General features: G+C 31.9%; 23 protein-coding genes. 4 read left to right on the top strand and 19 right to left on the bottom strand.

Going from position 1 to position 19,300, the window contains the following annotated elements:
* Entirely contained in the window at positions 1-639 is a 639-nt protein-coding gene (locus tag G6O70_RS07900) for a TetR/AcrR family transcriptional regulator (protein WP_057870109.1), read from the top strand.
* A 288-nt stretch (positions 640-927) separates the two neighbouring features.
* Here the strand turns inward: G6O70_RS07900 and G6O70_RS07895 are convergent, their stop codons facing one another.
* The 3 genes from G6O70_RS07895 to G6O70_RS07885 form a co-directional block, all read right to left on the bottom strand.
* Positions 928-1,533, bottom strand: a complete 606-nt coding sequence (locus tag G6O70_RS07895) for a VanZ family protein (RefSeq protein WP_057870110.1) — start codon at positions 1,531-1,533, stop codon at positions 928-930.
* Between the two features lie 189 nt (positions 1,534-1,722).
* Positions 1,723-2,139, bottom strand: a complete 417-nt coding sequence (locus G6O70_RS07890) for a nucleoside 2-deoxyribosyltransferase (protein WP_057870111.1) — start codon at positions 2,137-2,139, stop codon at positions 1,723-1,725.
* A 46-nt stretch (positions 2,140-2,185) separates the two neighbouring features.
* Entirely contained in the window at positions 2,186-2,755 is a 570-nt protein-coding gene (locus tag G6O70_RS07885; RefSeq protein WP_057870112.1) for a TetR/AcrR family transcriptional regulator, read from the bottom strand.
* Positions 2,756-2,915: 160 nt separating this feature from the next.
* Between G6O70_RS07885 and G6O70_RS07880 the strand changes: the two genes are divergently transcribed.
* Positions 2,916-4,775 carry an MDR family MFS transporter gene (locus tag G6O70_RS07880; RefSeq protein WP_057870113.1) on the top strand — a complete coding sequence of 620 codons (1,860 nt, stop codon included), beginning with the start codon at positions 2,916-2,918 and terminating at the stop codon, positions 4,773-4,775.
* A 434-nt stretch (positions 4,776-5,209) separates the two neighbouring features.
* On the opposite strand, the gene G6O70_RS07875 is transcribed toward G6O70_RS07880, so the two are convergent.
* The 11 genes from G6O70_RS07875 to G6O70_RS07830 all read right to left on the bottom strand — a co-directional run bounded on the left by G6O70_RS07875 (position 5,210) and on the right by G6O70_RS07830 (position 13,733).
* Positions 5,210-5,668 (bottom strand): GNAT family N-acetyltransferase, encoded by a 459-nt coding sequence (locus tag G6O70_RS07875; RefSeq protein WP_057870114.1) that lies wholly within the window; start codon positions 5,666-5,668, stop codon positions 5,210-5,212.
* A gap of 107 nt (positions 5,669-5,775) precedes the next feature.
* A complete protein-coding gene (locus G6O70_RS07870) occupies positions 5,776-6,522 on the bottom strand; it encodes an alpha/beta hydrolase (protein WP_233419180.1) in 747 nt (248 codons plus the stop codon).
* A gap of 121 nt (positions 6,523-6,643) precedes the next feature.
* Positions 6,644-7,231: a DUF4111 domain-containing protein gene (locus G6O70_RS07865; RefSeq protein WP_233419181.1), complete on the bottom strand. Its 588-nt coding sequence runs from the start codon at positions 7,229-7,231 to the stop codon at positions 6,644-6,646.
* A gap of 9 nt (positions 7,232-7,240) precedes the next feature.
* The gene (locus tag G6O70_RS12225) at positions 7,241-7,417 is read right to left on the bottom strand and encodes a nucleotidyltransferase domain-containing protein (protein ID WP_223388876.1); all 177 of its coding nucleotides are present in this window, start codon (positions 7,415-7,417) and stop codon (positions 7,241-7,243) included.
* A gap of 104 nt (positions 7,418-7,521) precedes the next feature.
* Positions 7,522-7,992 carry a hypothetical protein gene (locus G6O70_RS07860; protein ID WP_057870115.1) on the bottom strand — a complete coding sequence of 157 codons (471 nt, stop codon included), beginning with the start codon at positions 7,990-7,992 and terminating at the stop codon, positions 7,522-7,524.
* 20 nt (positions 7,993-8,012) lie between these two features.
* Positions 8,013-8,864 (bottom strand): alpha/beta hydrolase, encoded by an 852-nt coding sequence (locus G6O70_RS07855; RefSeq protein ID WP_057870116.1) that lies wholly within the window; start codon positions 8,862-8,864, stop codon positions 8,013-8,015.
* A complete protein-coding gene (locus G6O70_RS07850; RefSeq protein ID WP_258236130.1) occupies positions 8,854-10,191 on the bottom strand; it encodes a PTS transporter subunit EIIC in 1,338 nt (445 codons plus the stop codon). Before G6O70_RS07850 ends, G6O70_RS07855 begins: the two co-directional genes overlap by 11 nt.
* 425 nt (positions 10,192-10,616) lie before the next feature.
* Positions 10,617-11,438: an IS3 family transposase gene (locus tag G6O70_RS07845; RefSeq protein ID WP_258236165.1), complete on the bottom strand. Its 822-nt coding sequence runs from the start codon at positions 11,436-11,438 to the stop codon at positions 10,617-10,619.
* 47 nt (positions 11,439-11,485) lie between these two features.
* On the bottom strand, positions 11,486-12,004 hold the full coding sequence (locus G6O70_RS07840; protein WP_219934263.1) for a helix-turn-helix domain-containing protein: 519 nt from the start codon (positions 12,002-12,004) through the stop codon (positions 11,486-11,488).
* A 72-nt stretch (positions 12,005-12,076) separates the two neighbouring features.
* The gene (locus G6O70_RS07835) at positions 12,077-13,258 is read right to left on the bottom strand and encodes a NupC/NupG family nucleoside CNT transporter (RefSeq protein WP_057869934.1); all 1,182 of its coding nucleotides are present in this window, start codon (positions 13,256-13,258) and stop codon (positions 12,077-12,079) included.
* Between the two features lie 112 nt (positions 13,259-13,370).
* Complete coding sequence (locus tag G6O70_RS07830; protein ID WP_057869935.1) at positions 13,371-13,733, bottom strand: bacteriocin immunity protein; 363 nt, start codon at positions 13,731-13,733, stop codon at positions 13,371-13,373.
* A 201-nt stretch (positions 13,734-13,934) separates the two neighbouring features.
* On the opposite strand from G6O70_RS07830, the gene G6O70_RS07825 reads away from it, so the two are divergent.
* Both G6O70_RS07825 and G6O70_RS07820 read left to right on the top strand, forming a co-directional pair.
* On the top strand, positions 13,935-14,141 hold the full coding sequence (locus G6O70_RS07825; protein WP_057869936.1) for a hypothetical protein: 207 nt from the start codon (positions 13,935-13,937) through the stop codon (positions 14,139-14,141).
* Between the two features lie 171 nt (positions 14,142-14,312).
* Entirely contained in the window at positions 14,313-15,488 is a 1,176-nt protein-coding gene (locus G6O70_RS07820) for a hypothetical protein (protein WP_057869937.1), read from the top strand.
* Between the two features lie 148 nt (positions 15,489-15,636).
* Here G6O70_RS07820 and G6O70_RS07815 read toward each other — a convergent pair whose 3' ends face one another.
* The 5 genes from G6O70_RS07815 to G6O70_RS07795 all read right to left on the bottom strand — a co-directional run bounded on the left by G6O70_RS07815 (position 15,637) and on the right by G6O70_RS07795 (position 19,017).
* Positions 15,637-16,308, bottom strand: a complete 672-nt coding sequence (locus G6O70_RS07815) for a DUF998 domain-containing protein (protein WP_057869938.1) — start codon at positions 16,306-16,308, stop codon at positions 15,637-15,639.
* A gap of 86 nt (positions 16,309-16,394) precedes the next feature.
* Complete coding sequence (locus G6O70_RS07810; RefSeq protein WP_057869939.1) at positions 16,395-16,808, bottom strand: DUF3021 domain-containing protein; 414 nt, start codon at positions 16,806-16,808, stop codon at positions 16,395-16,397.
* A gap of 18 nt (positions 16,809-16,826) precedes the next feature.
* A complete protein-coding gene (locus tag G6O70_RS07805; RefSeq protein ID WP_057869940.1) occupies positions 16,827-17,279 on the bottom strand; it encodes a LytTR family DNA-binding domain-containing protein in 453 nt (150 codons plus the stop codon).
* Between the two features lie 6 nt (positions 17,280-17,285).
* Positions 17,286-18,149 carry an ABC transporter permease gene (locus G6O70_RS07800; RefSeq protein ID WP_057869941.1) on the bottom strand — a complete coding sequence of 288 codons (864 nt, stop codon included), beginning with the start codon at positions 18,147-18,149 and terminating at the stop codon, positions 17,286-17,288.
* Between the two features lies 1 nt (position 18,150).
* A complete protein-coding gene (locus tag G6O70_RS07795) occupies positions 18,151-19,017 on the bottom strand; it encodes an ABC transporter ATP-binding protein (protein ID WP_057869942.1) in 867 nt (288 codons plus the stop codon).
* Between the last annotated feature and the right edge of the window lie 283 nt (positions 19,018-19,300).

The raw sequence follows: 19,300 nt of genomic DNA, 5'->3' as shown, positions 1-19,300 counted from the left end.
ATGAATTCTGCCAAACCTACGAAAGAAACACTTAGCAAGGCTTACATCTTAAACATTACACTTAAGCTTATAGATCAATCGGGGCTTCAAAAGTTTTCGATGCGCAGATTAGGACAAGATATGAATGTCTCACCAATGGCTGTTTATCGTTATTTTCCTAATCAGGGTGCCCTTTTTGATGGCTTGGTTGAATGGATTTGGCAAACTGCTTTATTGGAAAAAAAGAATTCGATTTACAACGATTGGCAAGAACAAATTATCGTTATCATGAGTCATTTACGCGAAACACTGCTAAAACATCCCAATGCGCTACCTTTGATTTCAACTCATCCCTTAGTAACTAAATCAGAATTTATGTTAGTAGAAAATATTTTGGTTAAATTAAAAGAAAATGGTTTAGTTATTAAGCCAACAACTGTTTTTTTGATTAATTCATTAACTGCATATACCCTAGGATTTGTTTGGGCAGAAGCGATTGAACCCGAGCAAGGTGGTCAAGTCAATTCTTCCTTGATGAAGGACTTGCAAAATGAATCACAGCTACTGTCCAATCTTCTAGCATCACTCCAAGATAAACAATTTACTAGTGAAGAACAATTCTTAATGGGAATTAAAGCCCTTTTAGCTGGTTGGAGATAAAAAATAACTAGTTTTCCAGCAAACGAATGGAATACTTTAATATGAATAAGAAAGGTACCCGAATCATTAAAAAATTGTATGCATTCTGGATGTCTTTGTAATGTAAGTTCCACTATATAAAGACTGTCAGAATATTTATTAGAACAAAAATGTTATTAACGCTATGTTCAATAAATCTAGCTTGGGTCAATAATTTTGTATACCAATTTGTCAAAAGTATATATTAGATTAGTAAATAAAAAACTTCGGAGAAGATTATCCTCTCCGAAGTTTTTTTATTAAACTATTCTATATTTTCGCCGTCAATTTTCTTTGACTAACAAGATTTGGAACTATTTTTCGTATACCAATAAAAATAACAAAACCAATCAATCCGCCTAACGTATTTTGTAATAAATCGTTGAGATCAAAAAGACGATGTTCCAGATAAATATAAGATAACAATAATTGTGAAGTTTCAATAGTTAGCGAAGTTAAAAACGAAATAGTAAACATTTTCTTGAAGGTTGCTTTATCTTCCCATAGAAGTGAAATAAATAATGTTAATGGGATAAGCATTACCAAATTTCCAACAATCGTATATTGTGAAGCAGCCGTGTAGATTGTTTTATACATTTCCAGTGGATGCCATTCAATAGCCTCAAAATATCCAAACCCATTAGCCGAACGCAGCATCTCAATGTATGTTCGAGGTGTATATATATTAATACTGATGGTTAACTGTGCCACACAAAACAGATAGAAAGTAAATAAACTCTTTAAAAGATTACGCTTATTTATCTTAGGAAATGAAGTATGTGACCAATAAATAAGAGCACACATTAGAAAAAATATCCCTATTTTGATAGGTGTAATTGTTATAACAGGTAAGTAAAATCGATAATTAACTAACATAAATTTCACCTTCCTCAATTATTTATTACTCCTATCATACTAACAACCAATGAATAAAGTATTTTTAAAAGATGAAGTATGTTTATTTTTTGTCGTAAAATCTTCTAAAGAAGATTACTTTTTTCTTAACCTTGCTTTTCTTTAGGGCTTTTTTTTACATTAACTTTGAAATTATTTATTTTCATATAGTTAGTCAACTTTTACTTCTTGCACTTCAATAAATTTTGGAAAATCATCAACATTACCTGCAAAACGATAAACATTATCTAAATAATAAAATGTGCTGGTTTTCTCAAAGTCTTGAATTTCATTAGTTAAGTCTAATAAATAAATTTTCTTTTTGAGGGCTGTAGCAATCCCAAATTCAACATTTGCACCCTTTCCTCCTGGAAATAAAAAAATTAAAAAGTCACAGTCCCTTATACCTTTATATTCTTTGTTGGCAATCTTCGAAAGTTTCTCAAAACTATCTGCTTTTCCATTTTTTGTCCAGTCATAAGTTCTAGTAAAACCTAAACTTTCTAATCTAGCAGACAACTCATTTATCAGCGAAACATACCTAAAAGAACCCGCGATATAAAATTTTTTGAGATTGGTATCGTACATAGGTTACAGCTACTTAAATTATAATTTTTGAACATTTGGTTTTTAATTACTTAATACTATCTGCTAATTGCTGAATTGCACCTATCATGATCTTCTTAATTTCAGTTGGTGATTCAGGCTCGTCTTGACTCAACCATACTCGCAAAATATTAGTAAACCCGCCTAGTTGAAATGCCATTACATACGCCACATTTTTTGCACTGCCATTTACATGCCAAGGAGCAGCAAACTCATTATATCTTGGAATTGCCTTTTGCTGCCAAATTTCATTCATATGATCAAAAAGGCCTTGATTAATCAACAGTCTAATAATATCTTTTTGCTCCCACCAGAAATTTAAAAATATGTCTAATGTATTATCGAGCATTGTGACTCCCGGACTTGGGACCTGCTTCATTAATCGTTGGAAGTACGAGTCAAATAATTTGTCACAAAAATAATTGACCAATGCTTCTTTATTTTTGAAGGAGTGATAAAAAGTTTTTCGTGATAGTTCAGCTTGCTGCGCAATCTCAGTGATTGAAATATCCTGAAAATCTTCAGATTTCATCAATTCAATTAATGACTCACTTAACCATTGTTTTGATTGTTCGATCATTCTTTCCTTCCCACTCATAAAATTTTCCTCCTTAAAATAGAATAGGTTACAAATATATTGAATTTGTTTCTTTTGCTTAAATTCTATTGTTTTACCCTTTCTTTAATTATATTATAGACTAAGTCAAAGGTAACATTTGTCACCTTTAGAATCAAGTGTTACCGAAAGGAGGAAATTTATGTCAAAAGGTGTCAAAGTTATAAGTTTTGTTGGTTTAACAATTGCAATGTTTATGGGAACATTAGACAGTACGATTGTAAATATTGCCTTGCCTAAAATCATGTCCCATTTCGATACGAGCATTACCAGTGTTAGCTGGGTTTCAACTATCTATACGCTCACTCTCGCAGTTTTTATGATTACTGGATCAAAAATTGCGGATCGCTATGGAAGAAAAAAAATAATGCTGCTAGGTTTAGCATTATTTGGTATTTTTTCTGCAGCGTGTATGATTTCACATTCTTTAATAGAATTAGTTACCTTTCGTTTTTTTCAAGGCATTGGTGGTGCTATTATTACTCCGATTGTTTTACCTATGGGTATTGAAATTTTCGGGAAAAAGAATACGGCTAAGATTGCTAGTATTGTTGGAGCTGTGACTGCCTTAGCTGCTGCGAGTGGACCACCAATCGGAGGAATAATTCTTGAATATGCTTCGTGGCGTGAAGTTTTTGGGATTAATATCCCTCTAACCATTATTTCTTTTATCATCATTTCAATTTGGGTAACTGAGTCTTATGACGAAACATTAGCAGGTAAAATTGATATATTGGGAACCATTCTTCTGACACTTGGTTTAAGTACACTAACCTTTGGTATGTTAGAAGGAAGGCAGTATGGATGGAATTCGATTTTAATATTAAGTTGTCTAGCTGGTGGCTTTATTTCACTCGTTATTTTTATTCTTGTAGAACACAAAATAAAAAATCCACTCTTAGAATTAGACTTATCTCGAGAAATAACACTGACTGCTTCCAGTCTCGTTTATTTCATCACGGGTTTTGCCTTGATCTGTCCAATGTTGATTTTTAATTATTTTTTACAAGATGTCTTGAATTATTCCGCGTTAACTTCAGCACTAATAATTATGCCTATTTCATTAACTATCGTAATAGCGATGCCTCTAGGAACTAAATTATTTGAAAAAGTAGGAGCAATTCCTGTTACTTTATCAGGACTAATCATCATGGCAGCTAGCCTATTTTTATTATCATTTATTAAGGTTGATACTCCTAAACAAATAATGGTTGTCTTCATAATTTTAAATGGTATTGGCTTTGGACTCTCTTGCGTATCCCTGGTGGCTTCCGTAAAATATCTACCTCAAAATAAGAGTGGAATTGGTTCAGGAATTGTAAATGCTGCACGTCAAATTGGAACCTGCCTAGGAGTTGCAATTCTAGTAACCGTATTAGATGCAAATGTGACTTCCGCTAAAAATGAGATTAAGCTCAATTCACTTCAATTCATAGATAAACAACAACCATCAACAAAGGTGAAAACAACTGTACACACTGAATTAGCCAAAATGTTTGCCGATACAAGTTCAACAACAATTGCTACTAAAAATAGGCAAAAAAAGTTGAAAGAAAAGCTTATAGATGCAGCTAAATCAACAAAAGAATTGCCTATACCTAAACCTAATTCAAACTATGGAAAATTATATCAAGCTGAATTAAAAATTAATGAAGCAACAGTTACAACTACTAAAAGATCGGTTGCACTAAATGATGAATTAAATACCATTAGTAAAAAGAACATTGAGCTTACTCCATTTGTTTTAAACTCCGCAAAGCTTAATGCAACAACAACTATAGTATCAAAAAAGCAGCAACAGGTTTTAACCTCAATAAAGTTATTATCCCAGAAGCAAGCTTTAATTAAAGTATTTAATAATATCAGGCACGAAAAACAACAAAAACTTAGTAATGCGTTTGGTCATACCTATATTTTAGGTTCCTTACTTGTTTTAATTTCATCTCCCATTGCACTATGGACAGATCGAAGAAAAAAAGCAGTACAAAGTCGGAAGGTTTGAGTACTAACTAGAAATTACGAACATAGCGAGTTCTTTGCCATGAGTAATTTGAAGTAGCTAGAGAATTTTGGCTTACAGAACACGTTTATACAAAATAATTAGGTTGGTTCAAAATTTAACTTTTAGCACAGATCCAATTATTGATTGTACTTTTTTCATACTAACTAAAGTCAGTTCAAAAAAAATTAACTTTATCACTTTTCTTGCAAAAAATTATAATAATGCAGTAAAAAGTATTGATTTAAAAATTAGACAAAAAAGTCTATTTTTAAACCAATACTTTTATTAATAGAAAATTATATTTACCAATTTTAATATCATTAGAAGAATAAAATAGCTCTTAAAACTATGAATAATTGTATCATTTGAAGTGTATCAAGTAGCTGTAATAAAATTTTTATAAAAATATCAAGCTTAACTAGCCATACAATCTTTTATAGATCACGACTCATAGTAATATCTGTTGGAATAAAACCAAGCTTATTATAAACATGTATTGCTCGTTCATTTTTACCAAAAACGTGTAATCCAATTTTCTTAAAGCCCAATGCCTTTGCCGCTATGAAAATTTCACCCATTGCTTGGGTACCAAATCCCTTGTTTTGAAATTCAGGTTCAACTGCAAAATCATAAATAAAGGCATCTTCGGGATTTACTTTGTTCTTAGCTAACCACAGATAGCCTATTGTATTTTGCTCGACATTGAAAGTATAAAAATAGTTTTCTTTTGTGTCTAGACCATCTGGAAGCAAACGACTATACTCTTCTTCAGCCAATTTTGTTGCTTCATCAGCGGGCCATGTACCTGCCTTCACTTTTTCAGAAGCATATTCCTTAATGGTTCCCACAATATATTTTTCATAATCTTTTAAATTCATTTTTTTTAATTCCATCAAATATTCCTCGCTGTCTCGCTAATAATTTTAAAAAATGATTCCATAACTCTAAAATCTTTTAGTCAAAGAAATAATCAATGCAGTTCTCCAACATTTTAGGCTGATCAATTGGTAAGTTGTTCTAAGATTAATAGATCACATCTATTAAAATTGTGCGCCATACTTACTTGTTCTTTAAACCCAACAATTTGATCATGTTTACCTAGTAAAAGAAAAGTAGGAATGTCAGATTCCCATTTTTTTAGTTCATGTTCATTTTTAAATTCATAATGATAAAAATTATCAGCTTGCAAATTTTTAATAAATTTAAAATCACAGTTTTTAAGCCCAGGAACGACCTCAGTTACATATTTTTGCCATGAAACTTCATTAATCATAACATTCATCCCGATAAAATCTTCTGTATATTCGTTATCTGGAACTTCAAACCCATCTTTTTGGATGTTAATGTGTGTTTCAATAATTCTTTGATTGGAATTTGCAGTTACCACCGGACACGTTAGGAATAAGCCTTTTACACGTTCAGAATATTTATGAGCAATTCCTAAACTTAAATATCCTCCATAGGAATGTCCGCAAAGATAGAAATTATTAATTTTAATTGCATCAAGAAACTTTATAATTAATTCTATCAAATAATCACCAGATGGCTGAACATCATAGAAAGACTGGCTTTTTCCCATACCAGGAAGGTCAACATAAATTCTCTGATAATTTTTCCCCGTAAACGCAGGTTCATATTGATATTCCATAGAATTCAGATCCAAACATAACCCATGAAGAAAAACAACTGGTACCCCTGTTCCTATTATTTCATAGTGAATTAAATTATTATTGACCAATTGTTGCATAATAACACCTCAACTTTAAAGTAATTGTAATCTATTCTGATAATCTTAACTATGAGAAGCGATCAATGAAAAATTAAGCAATGATTGAATTTTTATCTTTGTATATTCTTCACTGCACCTTTTATTCATTAATTTTGTTCAACATATATTCTGCAAATTCAATCAAAACTAGCTCGTCATACTTTTCTTTACATTTCTTAGTCATACCACTTGAAGTATATTCAACTAGGGCTTTCTTCACAATCTTACGATATCTTGCAGGAAGTTTCTTTAATCCCCATTGACCTCCTGAGAGTTTTGAATCAATTACAGACTCTTTCTTATAAACAAGTGCCCGACAGAGATTTAGTGTTGTGTACATAGGATGTTCCACGATCATAGACTTAGCACTTGAAATATCATATAAAATGCTATTCCAGTAAGCTGAACTTGGGATTTGACAAAACACTTTTTTGATTGATTTTCCAATTAAAACTTTTCCAACTTTTGTGACAATCATCAAATGTGCAGTCAAATCCGGATCTGATCCATGCATTTTATTCACGTATCCCTTAGGGTCATCAAGATAGGCTTCATAATGTTGTTTAGAAAAATGCAGTTCAAAAGGTACAGGTTCGTTAAAATTTAATGTATTCTCCAGTAAAACAACATGAAACTCCAATCCTTTTGCTGGAGCCACTGACCATAAATTATCAATTGTATATTTCATAAGCTTTTCCTACTCAACCAAAGAAAGAGGTTTATAAGTAACAACCAGATAGTCCAAATCGCTAATTGCTTCGTTAAATGACCCTAGAACAAATGAACCATGAAGATATATACCTACTAAATTATCTTTTAATATTCTTTGATATCCAGTTTTAAGTAGCACAAGTAATTTCGCTGTACTTCGCATATTCTCACCCAATTAGAATGTAACACAAGTTGGGAGAATTTCGATTGCTGACTCGAATTTGTGAAACACATTTATTCATTACAAATAAACTACTAAATCAAAATCTAAAGCCATTTATTTCTTAATTTAAAATAACTTCCGCGAATTGTTCCAGCTAACTTTGACCGTTGCCGTGCAAATTTAAATTTATCTTGCAATTCATCTGGGACTTCCATGTTCTCACAAAGTTTCAATCCAACTGCTCTTTTGGGTTTATTTTCATTTTTCTCATAGAGTACATTAATAATCATTCCATTTTGATAAATAAATTCGGGCCAATATATATTTTCGTCCTCATAAATCATAACTTCTAAAATAGGTGATCCAAATTCTAAGTTTCTCTCTTCTTTCAAAAGATTATTCAACCACTGAATTTCTTTATTCTTCTCGTTTGCTGGATAAACGATATATTCGAATTTATATTTATTCCAAAAATAACGGGCCTCATTAGCCCGAAGTCCAGCTAGTGAGACAGCCAACGGAGAACTTTCCAAACCAGCTATTTCAATATTTTTAAAATCAACTTTATATGTCATTTTTACTCCTTTTTAAGAAATTACTTTCTTTGCATTTGACCCATTTTTCTAGAGAAGTCTTCTCTCAAAATGTATTGTCCAATCAAAGACACAATCTGCTTGTTTTGTGGTAAATCAGAATGCGCTGTGTTAGCACCAGTAACAGTGATTTCGGTAAAATTCTTAATCTGATCTTGAAAAATATACTTAGCAAAATTGACACTATTGTACGGGACTGTCCCATCCCCATTATAATTTTCGGTCCCAGCAATTGAATACATAACCAATGATTCTGGGAGTCCTTCGAGATAAGTATATAGTTCTTTAAACATCGCTGTTTTATACGTCGTACTTTTTTCTTCCATATTATATGGACTAGCAATTGTCATTAACTTGTCAATCCTGACAGAAGGTGTTTTTTTGAGATATTTTTCAAGAAATAAGGTCAGTATCAAACCACCATTAGAATGCCCCAGGGCAGAAAAATGGTTAAAATGATACGTTCGCACCAACTGTTTAAAAGCACTGCTTAGCCAAACAGCTTGTTTATCGATATTAACTTTACCGTCTTTATTATTTTCAAAGCTGACAACGATAAATGGCTGATTATCATTATGTTGAATTGTTCCTGTGGTGGTAATTTTACCATCCTTTTTAACTACCATCTTCAATACACTATGATTTTTTGGTGCCTCATGTCCTAATTCACTAATTAAACTATCAAAACGATTTTTAGTTGCACTTGAACCCGGAACCATAATAATTGGTGCCATTTGAGTTTTACCAGAGTTCCTCAAACGAGCAATATTATTGTGATTCCAATTATAGGCCGGAATACATATTGCTAACAATGCAAGTACACCGACTCCCCAAAAAAGCCACTTAAACTTCATTAGTTGCTCCTCCTTTGCGCATACTTTCAAAGTAATTATGCAGTAAAACAAAAGGTAGATAAAGTGCAACTGCAGCCAAAAGATTTATAATACTAATCAAAAATGCTTGCCATGTTCCGCCTGTTCCAAGCCAACCTGCTAAAAAACCGGGAGTTGTTTCACTAACTGGATACACTGAAGGTGGCATAAAGTTCAATTTTAGTGCAGACCAAGTAATAATAATACTAACCATCGGTGTACATATGAAAGGGATGATTAACAATGGATCATATAATAATGCAATTCCTACTAAAGGCGACTGATTAACATTGAAAATACTTGGTAAGAGACTAGTTTTTCCAATTATTTGGATATCTTTATCACGTGAACGCCAGATTATTGCAATGAAAAGCGACAACGCCATTCCTGGACCACCAATATTAGCAAAACTATCAACCAAAGTATGAAGTGATATTGGATTCGGGGCGCCCCAAGAAGATCCGTGTTGAATCGCATATTCTAAATTTTGGACCATATTACTTGAATTAATGTTATTAAAGTCAAAGTAACCAATTAACCCAAGTAACCAGATAAAATTATTCAACATTAATGATAAGATTGCGGAACCCAATACCAAGCTATATCCCGTAAATGAAAATTCTAATGGGTTGGATAATAACCCGTTAGCACTTAATTTAATTAAGAAACTCACTATACAACTAAAAACTCCAAAAAAGGCTAAAGTTATCAGAGCTGGTTTTAGCGTTTTGTGAATTTGTGTTGCAAGTGACAATCTTTGCTCAAAAAGGCCTTCTCTACCCGTACCCTTATCTGTATTTGAGACTGCAAAATGATTAAATATCCATCCAGTAACTAGACCAACAATTATTGCAATAAAAATACCACTGTAACCTAGGTTTCCTTCCAAGAACCAGCTAGTTTCATGATTGCTCGTATGTCCCAAAATTCCCCTATTAAAATTCATTATCATAAATGAAAAGGCAGCTGTCACGCCCGCAACCAGTTCATTTTTGGATGTTCTTTGTATCGTAATTTCAGCTATTAGAAAAGTTAACGCAATAGAAATTACCCCATTTATACTCAAATCTAATATTGTGAAGTATCTAGAAAAAATTTTAAATCCTGGTAACCACTGATTAATGTGGTAAATATTATTCAAGAATCCATGTTTATGAAAAACGGCATCGCTTATCAATTCAACATATACACCCACCAAAATGAACGGAAACAAAATTGTAATTGACTTGCGTATTATTAAAAGAGATTTCCAATGTTCTGTAATATTGTCGATTTTGAATAAAAAGTTAATGAGACGTTTATTCATCATATACCCTCTTTACTAATTTGTTTAAATATCACTGATTAATTATAACCTTAGATCCTCCATTAGCGAACTCCTTTTAAGTGATAATAAAAGAAGTATACTCTATAAAATAAATAAAAAGACTACAAGTCATGATTAGCTTAATCTTCAATGAAAAAAGCTCTGATATTAACTGATTTTCACCAATTAAGATCAGAACTAATCTTAGAGTGTTCATATTAATAAATTGCGGATATATGTGGCTGGGTCAAAAGTTAAATTTTGATTCAGTTCCTCTATTTATTCCGTATAAACGTGTTTCATAAGTCAAAATTCTCCGTCTAACTTCGAATTACTCATAGCGAATTACCCGCTATATTCGTAATTTCGAGTTAGTACTCAAATTTTCTCGACTTTGTACTGCCTTAAAAAAGTTGGACATGTTTGTTTTAATTATTAGTTAGATACTGTTTACGATATTCGACTGGAGTTAATCCGTGACGCTTAAGTGAAATTCGCTGGTTATTATACCAAGCAACATAATGTTCCACTAATGTACTTAGTTCACTGAGCGAAGTAACCTTAATGCGCCTTAAACATTCACGTTTAAGCATACTGAAAAAGCTCTCAACTGGGGCATTGTCTAAACAATTTCCCTTACGAGACATGCTTTGAATGAAATGATGATGTCTTAGTTTAGCTTGATAATTGGTCATTTGATATTGCCATCCTTGATCAGAGTGTAGAATTGGTTTAGTTGTTGCGGGAATCTTTTTAATGACTGTCTCAAGGGTTTGATCGATTAAAACACGATTGGGTGTTGAACTAACTTTAGCGGCTAAAACTTCATTACTAGCCTCATCAATAACTGTCGAAATATAACCCCATTTTCCACACGTAAGTTTAAACTGACTGACGTCAGTATGCAAAACAGTATATGGTTTATGGGCCTTGAATTGTTGCTTGAGCAAGTTAGGTACCACCTGTCCAACATGACCATGATATGAGTTGTACCGCCCAGAATGTTTTGAAAAAAGAGTAACTTTCAGACCCATAGAGAACATAATTTTACGAACAGTTTCTAGACAAAGTTTAACATGATGCTGTTTTAAAACAAATCTCATGCGACGATAACCATAAGTTTGATGAGAGCGGGCAAATTCTTGCCGAATAATTTGTTTAACCTGACGATATTTATCAGGCCGGTTTAGACAAGCTAAATGATAGTAATACGTCGAACGCGCAAGTCCCGCAACTTTTAAGAGCGTAATAAAGGGATAATCACGCCGTAATTCGTTAATTGTTTTAACTTTTAGTGCTATTTTTTGTTTCGAATTACGGCATCCAATTTTTTTAGATAAACATTCTCAATTTTAGTATAGGAAAGTTCCTGTTCTAAATGTCTGATTTGTTTTTGTTGTCTCTCTATTAACTGTTGTTCGGTCTTTTTCTTGGATGTTTCTTTCTTTTTCTTAACCATCTTGGGTCGTCCTATCTTAGATGAAATTACGGCTTTAATTCCAAATTGCCGCATTAATTTAAGCCAATTATAAACGACTGTGTGGCTGATATCAAAGTGGATGGCTGTTTTTTGAATACTGGTAGAATGGTTCAAGTAATAGGTAATAACCGCTACCTTGAAATCATTAGAATAGTGTCGGCGTTTAAGCTGTTTAAGACCGGTAGGGCCAAAAGCTTTATAACGCGACACCCAAATTACTAATGGAGTATCACTCGGCATCTTATATTTCAGACACAGTGTGTGGAGTGAATTTTCACCATTTAAATATTCTTTAACTACTTTCAACTTAAAGCTGTAGGTATAATTACGTGTCAAAAAAGCACCTCCAAAACTTGATTTACATGTCCAAGTTTTGTAAGGCACTTCACTTGTGTCACACTCCCTCAATTAATAATATAAGCCAACAATTGTTCCTGTTAAAATTGAAGCAAGTGTTGCTCCTAATAAAAGTTTCATTGAGAATTTTGCCACGTAGGTACCCTGCTTTTGGCTGATTGCTTTAATCGAGCCGGTTGCAATACCAATGGTTCCAAAATTAGCAAAAGAGACCAAATATGAAGAGATAATTGCATTTGCTTTAGTTGACAAATGAGCCGTCATTCCTTGTAGGTCACCCATTGCTACAAATTCATTGGTTAATAACTTAGTAGCCATTAAACCACCAACCTTAATAATATCCTTGTTTGACACACCCATCAACCATGCAATCGGCGAGAAGATGTATCCTAGGATCGTAGTAAAGGAGATATGAATTACAGCTAAAAATGAATTATTCAAAAAAGTGATCAAAGCTACAAATCCAATCAGCATTGCACCAACCGCAACTGCTAGCTTAAAACCATCCGTTATATAGTTTCCAAGAACTTCAAAAAATGGTTGTTCACTAATTGAATCAATCTTAATTGTTTCATTCTCATCAATCTCATATGGATTTATAATGCACGAAACAATTAATGCGGACAAAATATTCAAGAAAACAGCAACTACCACAAATTTTCCGGGAATCATTTTCATATAAGAAGCAATCAGTGATGCTGAGACCGCACTCATTGCAGAAGCACAGATTGTATAGAGCCTTTTTGAATTGAGTTTTGGAATTTGTTCTTTAACAGTTAAATAAACTTCTGGCTGTCCCAAAATTGCTGTTGAAACAGCAAAATAACTCTCTAACTCACCTACATGCGTAACCTTGTTAAGAATCCAACCCGTCCACTTAATTATGAATGGTAGAACTTTAATATAGTTCAAAATTCCAATCAAAGCAGAAATAAAAACAATAGGCATTAATACGCTCAAGAAGAATACGCTGCTACCACTCTTGATCATTAATCCACCAAAAACGAAATCAACCCCACCGGCAGCTTGGGTCATTAACCAATTAAAAAATGCTGAAATCTCAGATAAAATTTTAATTCCACCTGCAGTATGTAATGATAGAAAAGAAATTATAATTTGTAATAAAAATAAGATCACTATTCTTTTGTACTTTACATTCTTCCGATCACTACTTGCAAACCAACTAACCAAAAATACAAACATCAGACCTGTAGCTAAAAACAGAAAATTCATTTCAACCTCCAACTGAATTAACAGAAAAAACACAACATTATTAAAAAATAATTTTCCATCATCTATTATTTAAGATTATGATATCATTTAGTAATCAATATTTTCACACTTCTTATCTATTATGGTAAGGAATCACTTCATTGAAATGATAAAATTGGGACTTATCTGAAAAATCTGCATTATATTGACTATTAAAACCAGCTTTTTGACCAATAAATGCTAGATTAATAATTATTTTTTCTTCCTTAGTCGGATAATATATTTTTCCTTTCAAGGAATTACTACGAATATAATTAACTAATCTATTAACTAGTATTTCAGGCTTTTTAGCATCATCAAGCCTTTTATAAACTTGTTCTAATACATCAATAATATCAAGCAATTCAGGAGATTTTTGTTGATAATTTTTAAAAATCATCATTAATTGACTAATATATGCTTTTGCTTGTTCTTTATTTTCATTGTTCTTAATCATAACTAATACACTCCTTAAAATAATTATTAAACAACACTTTTTTGAATATCGTTATAATATCATAATGATATCGTAAAAACAATACAATTTCTTAATAGTAAGTTTATACTGGTTAAAATTTCACTTATTTATTTCTCACTTTAGTATTCTTGTCTTGTTGGTAATTATATTTTATAATTTTAGTAATAAAGGGGGAGCATTATGAATAAAAGTCGTTTTTTTAATGTCTTAGGAGGCATTTCTTTATTATCAGCACTTATTTTATCTTTTTTTGAGATTCCTGAACTAAACTTTTCAGTTACTTCTACCTCCATGAATATCAATGGTTCATTCTCTTTTTTATTTATCTTAATTGGAATAATTCTTATAGGATATGGAATCGTACTTAAAAAAAGAGGAAAAGTTTAAGTCAAAGAAACTACAATCCTTATAATTAATATTTTTATAAAAACTTGTTTTGGCCTTTTTTATTTGTGTACTCTTTTTATTTTTTTATTCAACATTTAAAAATGAAAATCTTGATAAATTAGAGTATAATAGCGACAAAGATATATTGTTTTTTGAATCGGGGGAAAAACTGTGTCGATTTTGTATCGCCTAAAACAACAACGTAGTAATCTATATATTGTTTGTTTGGCATTTTTTTTATTTTTAATGACAATTCAACTTAGTTATTTTGTACCAAGAATAATAACTATGAATCAAATTTTTTTCTTAACAAAAATCATAGCGTTAGTTGTTGCCTTTAAATTCTTTATATTGGATGACTTAACATTAAAAAAGAAAGCCATTGTACTCAGTATTTTAATTATTTTCTATCTAACAACAAGAATTTCACATGATTCCAATATTTTTTATTTCTCGTTTTTCATTATCGGTGCCTATGAAGTTGACTTTGAAAATATTCTTAAGACTTATCTCGGAGTTGAAGTGTTTTGTATTTTTATAATAATCATAGCTTGTATTTTTAAAATCATTCCGGAACAAATTATTACAAGGCTTGATAATAAATATGTCTTACGCCTATCTTTGGGCTTCTTAACACCTACTGATTTAGCAGCTCGTTTCTTTTACTTGCTGACTGCATTTTATGCATGGCGAAAACTGCAGCTTAGACTCGTTGAACATTTGCTTAGTTTAGGAATAATTGGAATTATTTTTGTACTTACAAATGCCCGTCTAGATTTTATATTGATGCTATTACTTTGGGTAATTGGTCTTAAGAATAAATGGTTCAAGTATCTGATTGATACAATTAAATTTCGTGGAATCGCTGTTTTTGTGAGTCTTTATATCGCTGTTAATATTCTTTTAGCATATACATACAATCCTCACTGGGCTTGGTCTCAAATGCTAAATCATTTATTATCAAATCGCTTGTTTTTCGGATTTATTGCGCTAAAACAACATGGTATCTCTTTTTTCGGTAGACATTTGATTGAAATCAGTAATGGTACTATTCAGCCACAACTACCTGCAAACTATTTTTATGTCGATTCTTCGTATATTCGTCTCCTAGTAATTTCAGGTGTTTTATTATCTTCATTCGTCTTAATGCTCATATTTTATTTACTAAATAAATTCTATAAGTTAAATTCCTATGGCCTACTAGCATTTCTAACGTTAGTCATTATTAGTTCAGCGATTGATCAACATTTAGTTGAAGCTTCCTATAACATTATTTTGACTGCTGCATTTGCATATGTAAAACCTGAAGAAAATTATTCAAAGAACCTCGTAAAAATGAATATTTAAATGCTACATTTATATTATGAAATCTATTTGTTCATAATAAAATAGAGGTACTGGGTAAGAATGAAGTGCCCCAGTACCCTTTTTTAATGTATGCAAAATTTTGCAATCTACTTTCCTGACTAATTCTCCCAATTTTTAATCTCTTATGTCACACGTCTTTGTTAATTTTGAAAATAATTTGAAGAAATAACTTTTTTATTTTCTTTAAACCAGCTGCTAGTCCCAAAATTAACAATGGCATATACAATCCATCTAATCCAACAATTTGTAATGAACTTGCTACTGTTGGGTAAGATTCCATAAAGAGACACAAAATACAAGCCACCATGCTAACCAGTTGAGTACTAACAAAGAGTTTTACAAAATGTAACTGATTATCAAACAATAACAATAGGATTAGTAAACAATTTGCCATGAATAACGCACCACAGCCAACTAGTGAACCAAAAGCATGCAGCATACTATGCCAATTTGCAAAATAACTCCCAGAATAGTCAAATATTGCAGAAAAAAGGCAGTCACCGATACCATAAATAACTACAAGACCTGCAAAAAATCTAGCATATCTACGACTGATAGGCTTTAAGTGTTGATAGTAAAATGGAATACCTAAAATAAATAATATTCCATCAATAAATTCCCAATGCTTAAAAAGATATCTAGTAGGCATTCCTGGAGCACCAAAATCACTCAATAAAGCAACATGTCGATTGGTAGTAAATACTCCCAAAACCGCGGGCAAACTGATTTCTCTGCAAATAACAATAACCATTAGGATGAAGCTGAAATTAATATATAGTTGCATACTTTTTTTTGTCATTTTCTACACTCATTTTGAATTTTAGATTACTTCTTATTCTAACCATTCTCAATAAATGTGTCTAATTAATATTAACTTTCAGTAAATCAACGTTGTTTATGTCTTTCATTACGTTCTCGCAATCTTTGATTAACACTGTTCACACTCGCGGATAACTTTAATTTCACTATAAACCAGATAATTAAGTAGATTCCAACAAAATTCAAGAAAAAACTGATAAATTCTTGCCAAACAGGCCAGTCATTTATCCAAATCATCAGCATTACTAGGCTAAAGGTACCTAAAAAATGAATAAATAATGTACTCAGATATGACCACTCAACCACATCAAAAATCAAAGAGAATATGCCAATTAGCCCGCTTATTAATAGAACACTAAAAATGTTAAACATAGTGGGTTCATGTTCTACCCCAAATGCGATAAACAAAAGATAGACAGTTGATCCGAAACCGACTCCAATTAAAAAAGAATTCAATAAATCTTTAATTTTTTTTAACATATAAACCACCTCTTATCCTCACAATCCTAAATGTTTTTCAAGCTCACCCAAAAATTTACGACTAATATTTGTCCGCAAATTTTTCTCTAACCGAGCAGTCATTGCACCGGCAAAACTATCTTCAAGTGCAATCAAATAATCAATGTTAATTACTGCATGCTTAGACACTTGAACGAATAGTTCACTAGGAAGCTTCTGCATGAACTTATATAATCTTTCTTGCATTATATATTGATCATTAACGGTCTCAATCGTTAATGTATCCTTTTGTACATCTGCTAAAATAATATCTTCTACTTTAATAATTACAATACGGTCAATTGTTTTAACTGGTACTATCTTACTTGATTCTTGCTTGAACCGTTTAACATATTCAATCAATGTTCTTGCTTTATCATTTTGGCTACTCGCCCTTACAACAACATCAATTTCATCTTGAAGTGTATCATCATGTTCAAATCGAATCTTCATATAAATTCACTCCATACCTACTCTTCGTTTTCTTTGATAATAAGTATTAATAATAACAATCACTACTAACAAAACAAGTGTAACACCACTAACTATTCCTACATTCTGTCCAAGAGATGTCAGGTGACTATTTAAAGTAATACCAATTCCTAACTCTTTTTTTAAATTTCCTAAGATATTCGTATTAACATTTTTAAGTATATCATGCATTAATAACTGGCGATAGATAGCTGCCACATAGGCTCCCGGTGTTAATTTCACAAGATTTTGTGCGAATTCTGGCAATACTCCCACGGGAATATATGTCCCTACAAGAAATCCGGACATTGCACCAACAATTGATGAGAATTTACCAACTGTATCAACACTACGCATGAAATAGACTAGTGCAAAATTAAGTAATGCCGCTGAAAATGAGGATAGAAGTGCAACGCTAAATAATTGTAAACTAATTGACCACTCAATTTGAATTCCATCAGTTTTATTAAAATAAAAAACCATTACAAAGTAGAGTACTCCCTGCAGTACTGTGCCAATAATCGTTGCAGCTAAAATATAACTAATCTGAATTTTAAGGCGACTCAAACCTGTTAGAATTAAATCCTCATATACATGTCGTTCTGTATCAGATGTCATTCTTGACAACGCACTCAGTGTGGTTGTAATCCCTGTCACTGCTAATGTTCCCCCGATTACCCAGAAATCAAACATTCTTGCAGGATGCTTTAACTGATTCCATGAATCAAGCATATTTGCTTTCAAGAATACAACAAATAATATAAAGGAGATTAGTGCTCCTAACAATGAGAAAAAAACTCCAGCACGATTACGAAAAAATAATTTTAAGTTTCTCTGAATAAGTGGTAGCATTTTATTGCAACTCCTTTCCAGTCAAATTCATGAATGCATCATTAAGCGTCCCCTTATGGTACTCAAAATGTTTAATTGTTTTTTGATTGGCATGCAAGAAATCAATTGCATCTTGCACAGAAACATTAGCTATCCGATACAGATTTGGCCCTAATTCTTGGAAATCCACAGTTAAGTCAATTCTTTTAGTGCATTCGATCTGCAAATAATTTGTCGTATTTTCTGTAATAATTACTTGTGCAGGTCCTTTGGCAATTACTTTACCATGATTGACTACATAAACCAGACTAGCATCTTCTGCTTCCTCTAAGTAATGAGTTGTTAAAAAAATAGTTATGCCAGCTTCTTTTCTTAAATTATTCAATAATTTCCAAATCGCCGATCTTGTTTGAATATCTAAGCCCGTTGTTGGTTCATCCAAAAATAAAAAATCGGGATTATCCAATAAAGCTCGTGCAATATCGACTCTTCTTCTTTGACCTCCCGACAAGTTCCCATAACGCTCATTGATAAAACTCGTCAAGCCTAGTAATTTAGAAAACTTATCGATGTTTTTAACAGACTCTTTATTCTGCATCTTTGCACGCAAAATCAGATTTTCGGTAACAGTTAATTCTTCATCCAGAATGCTGTTTTGAAAAACAACGCCTATCTTAGGTTTCCTTCTTTGGCCATTATCATCAAAATATTCAATTCTTCCTGAAGTTGGTTGCAAAATTCCAATCAACATTGAGATTGTTGTCGATTTCCCAGCACCATTGTGGCCTAAAAATGCAACCAACGAATGTGCAGGAACTTCAATACTAAGATTATTAACTGCTATTTTTCGATCATATTTTTTGGTTAAATTACTTGTAATCATTTTCATTATCTTCACACTCCCTTTTTGTTATTAGAAGTGTACCAAAGCTCTAGAAAGAATTACTGGAATTGCAGATAAGAAGCAATTTTATGAATACAAGAGGTACATATTTATGTACAAAAAAAGCAGTATACTAAAAAATAAAATCCTAGCTTTACACTAGAACATATGTTTGGCAAAATGTTTCTAAATTATTAGTATTATTCTTAAACACACAGAAAGTAAGAAAATAAAATGAAAACTGATATCTATAGGACTTGCCCAATAATAGAAAATAGCAATTTCTTAC

Source organism: Liquorilactobacillus hordei DSM 19519, assembly GCF_019443985.1.
Lineage (GTDB): Bacteria > Bacillota > Bacilli > Lactobacillales > Lactobacillaceae > Liquorilactobacillus > Liquorilactobacillus hordei.
This window is presented reverse-complemented; position numbering and strand designations above follow the sequence as displayed.

Bases quoted from the DNA above. Each gene is read 5' to 3' on its own strand.
- G6O70_RS07825 (WP_057869936.1), top strand. From the start codon at position 13,935: ATGAATAAAAGTCGTTTTTTTAATGTCTTAGGAGGCATTTCTTTATTA.
- G6O70_RS07860 (WP_057870115.1), bottom strand. From the start codon at position 7,992: ATGACATATAAAGTTGATTTTAAAAATATTGAAATAGCTGGTTTGGAA.
- G6O70_RS07865 (WP_233419181.1), bottom strand. From the start codon at position 7,231: ATGAAATATACAATTGATAATTTATGGTCAGTGGCTCCAGCAAAAGGA.
- G6O70_RS07885 (WP_057870112.1), bottom strand. From the start codon at position 2,755: ATGAGTGGGAAGGAAAGAATGATCGAACAATCAAAACAATGGTTAAGT.
- G6O70_RS07895 (WP_057870110.1), bottom strand. From the start codon at position 1,533: ATGTTAGTTAATTATCGATTTTACTTACCTGTTATAACAATTACACCT.
- G6O70_RS07800 (WP_057869941.1), bottom strand. From the start codon at position 18,149: ATGCTACCACTTATTCAGAGAAACTTAAAATTATTTTTTCGTAATCGT.
- G6O70_RS07795 (WP_057869942.1), bottom strand. From the start codon at position 19,017: ATGAAAATGATTACAAGTAATTTAACCAAAAAATATGATCGAAAAATA.
- G6O70_RS07880 (WP_057870113.1), top strand. From the start codon at position 2,916: ATGTCAAAAGGTGTCAAAGTTATAAGTTTTGTTGGTTTAACAATTGCA.
- G6O70_RS07890 (WP_057870111.1), bottom strand. From the start codon at position 2,139: ATGTACGATACCAATCTCAAAAAATTTTATATCGCGGGTTCTTTTAGG.
- G6O70_RS07830 (WP_057869935.1), bottom strand. From the start codon at position 13,733: ATGATTAAGAACAATGAAAATAAAGAACAAGCAAAAGCATATATTAGT.
- G6O70_RS07900 (WP_057870109.1), top strand. From the start codon at position 1: ATGAATTCTGCCAAACCTACGAAAGAAACACTTAGCAAGGCTTACATC.
- G6O70_RS07815 (WP_057869938.1), bottom strand. From the start codon at position 16,308: ATGACAAAAAAAAGTATGCAACTATATATTAATTTCAGCTTCATCCTA.
- G6O70_RS07870 (WP_233419180.1), bottom strand. From the start codon at position 6,522: ATGCAACAATTGGTCAATAATAATTTAATTCACTATGAAATAATAGGA.
- G6O70_RS07810 (WP_057869939.1), bottom strand. From the start codon at position 16,808: ATGTTAAAAAAAATTAAAGATTTATTGAATTCTTTTTTAATTGGAGTC.
- G6O70_RS07855 (WP_057870116.1), bottom strand. From the start codon at position 8,864: ATGAAGTTTAAGTGGCTTTTTTGGGGAGTCGGTGTACTTGCATTGTTA.
- G6O70_RS07850 (WP_258236130.1), bottom strand. From the start codon at position 10,191: ATGATGAATAAACGTCTCATTAACTTTTTATTCAAAATCGACAATATT.
- G6O70_RS07835 (WP_057869934.1), bottom strand. From the start codon at position 13,258: ATGAATTTTCTGTTTTTAGCTACAGGTCTGATGTTTGTATTTTTGGTT.
- G6O70_RS07805 (WP_057869940.1), bottom strand. From the start codon at position 17,279: ATGAAGATTCGATTTGAACATGATGATACACTTCAAGATGAAATTGAT.
- G6O70_RS07875 (WP_057870114.1), bottom strand. From the start codon at position 5,668: ATGGAATTAAAAAAAATGAATTTAAAAGATTATGAAAAATATATTGTG.
- G6O70_RS12225 (WP_223388876.1), bottom strand. From the start codon at position 7,417: ATGCGAAGTACAGCGAAATTACTTGTGCTACTTAAAACTGGATATCAA.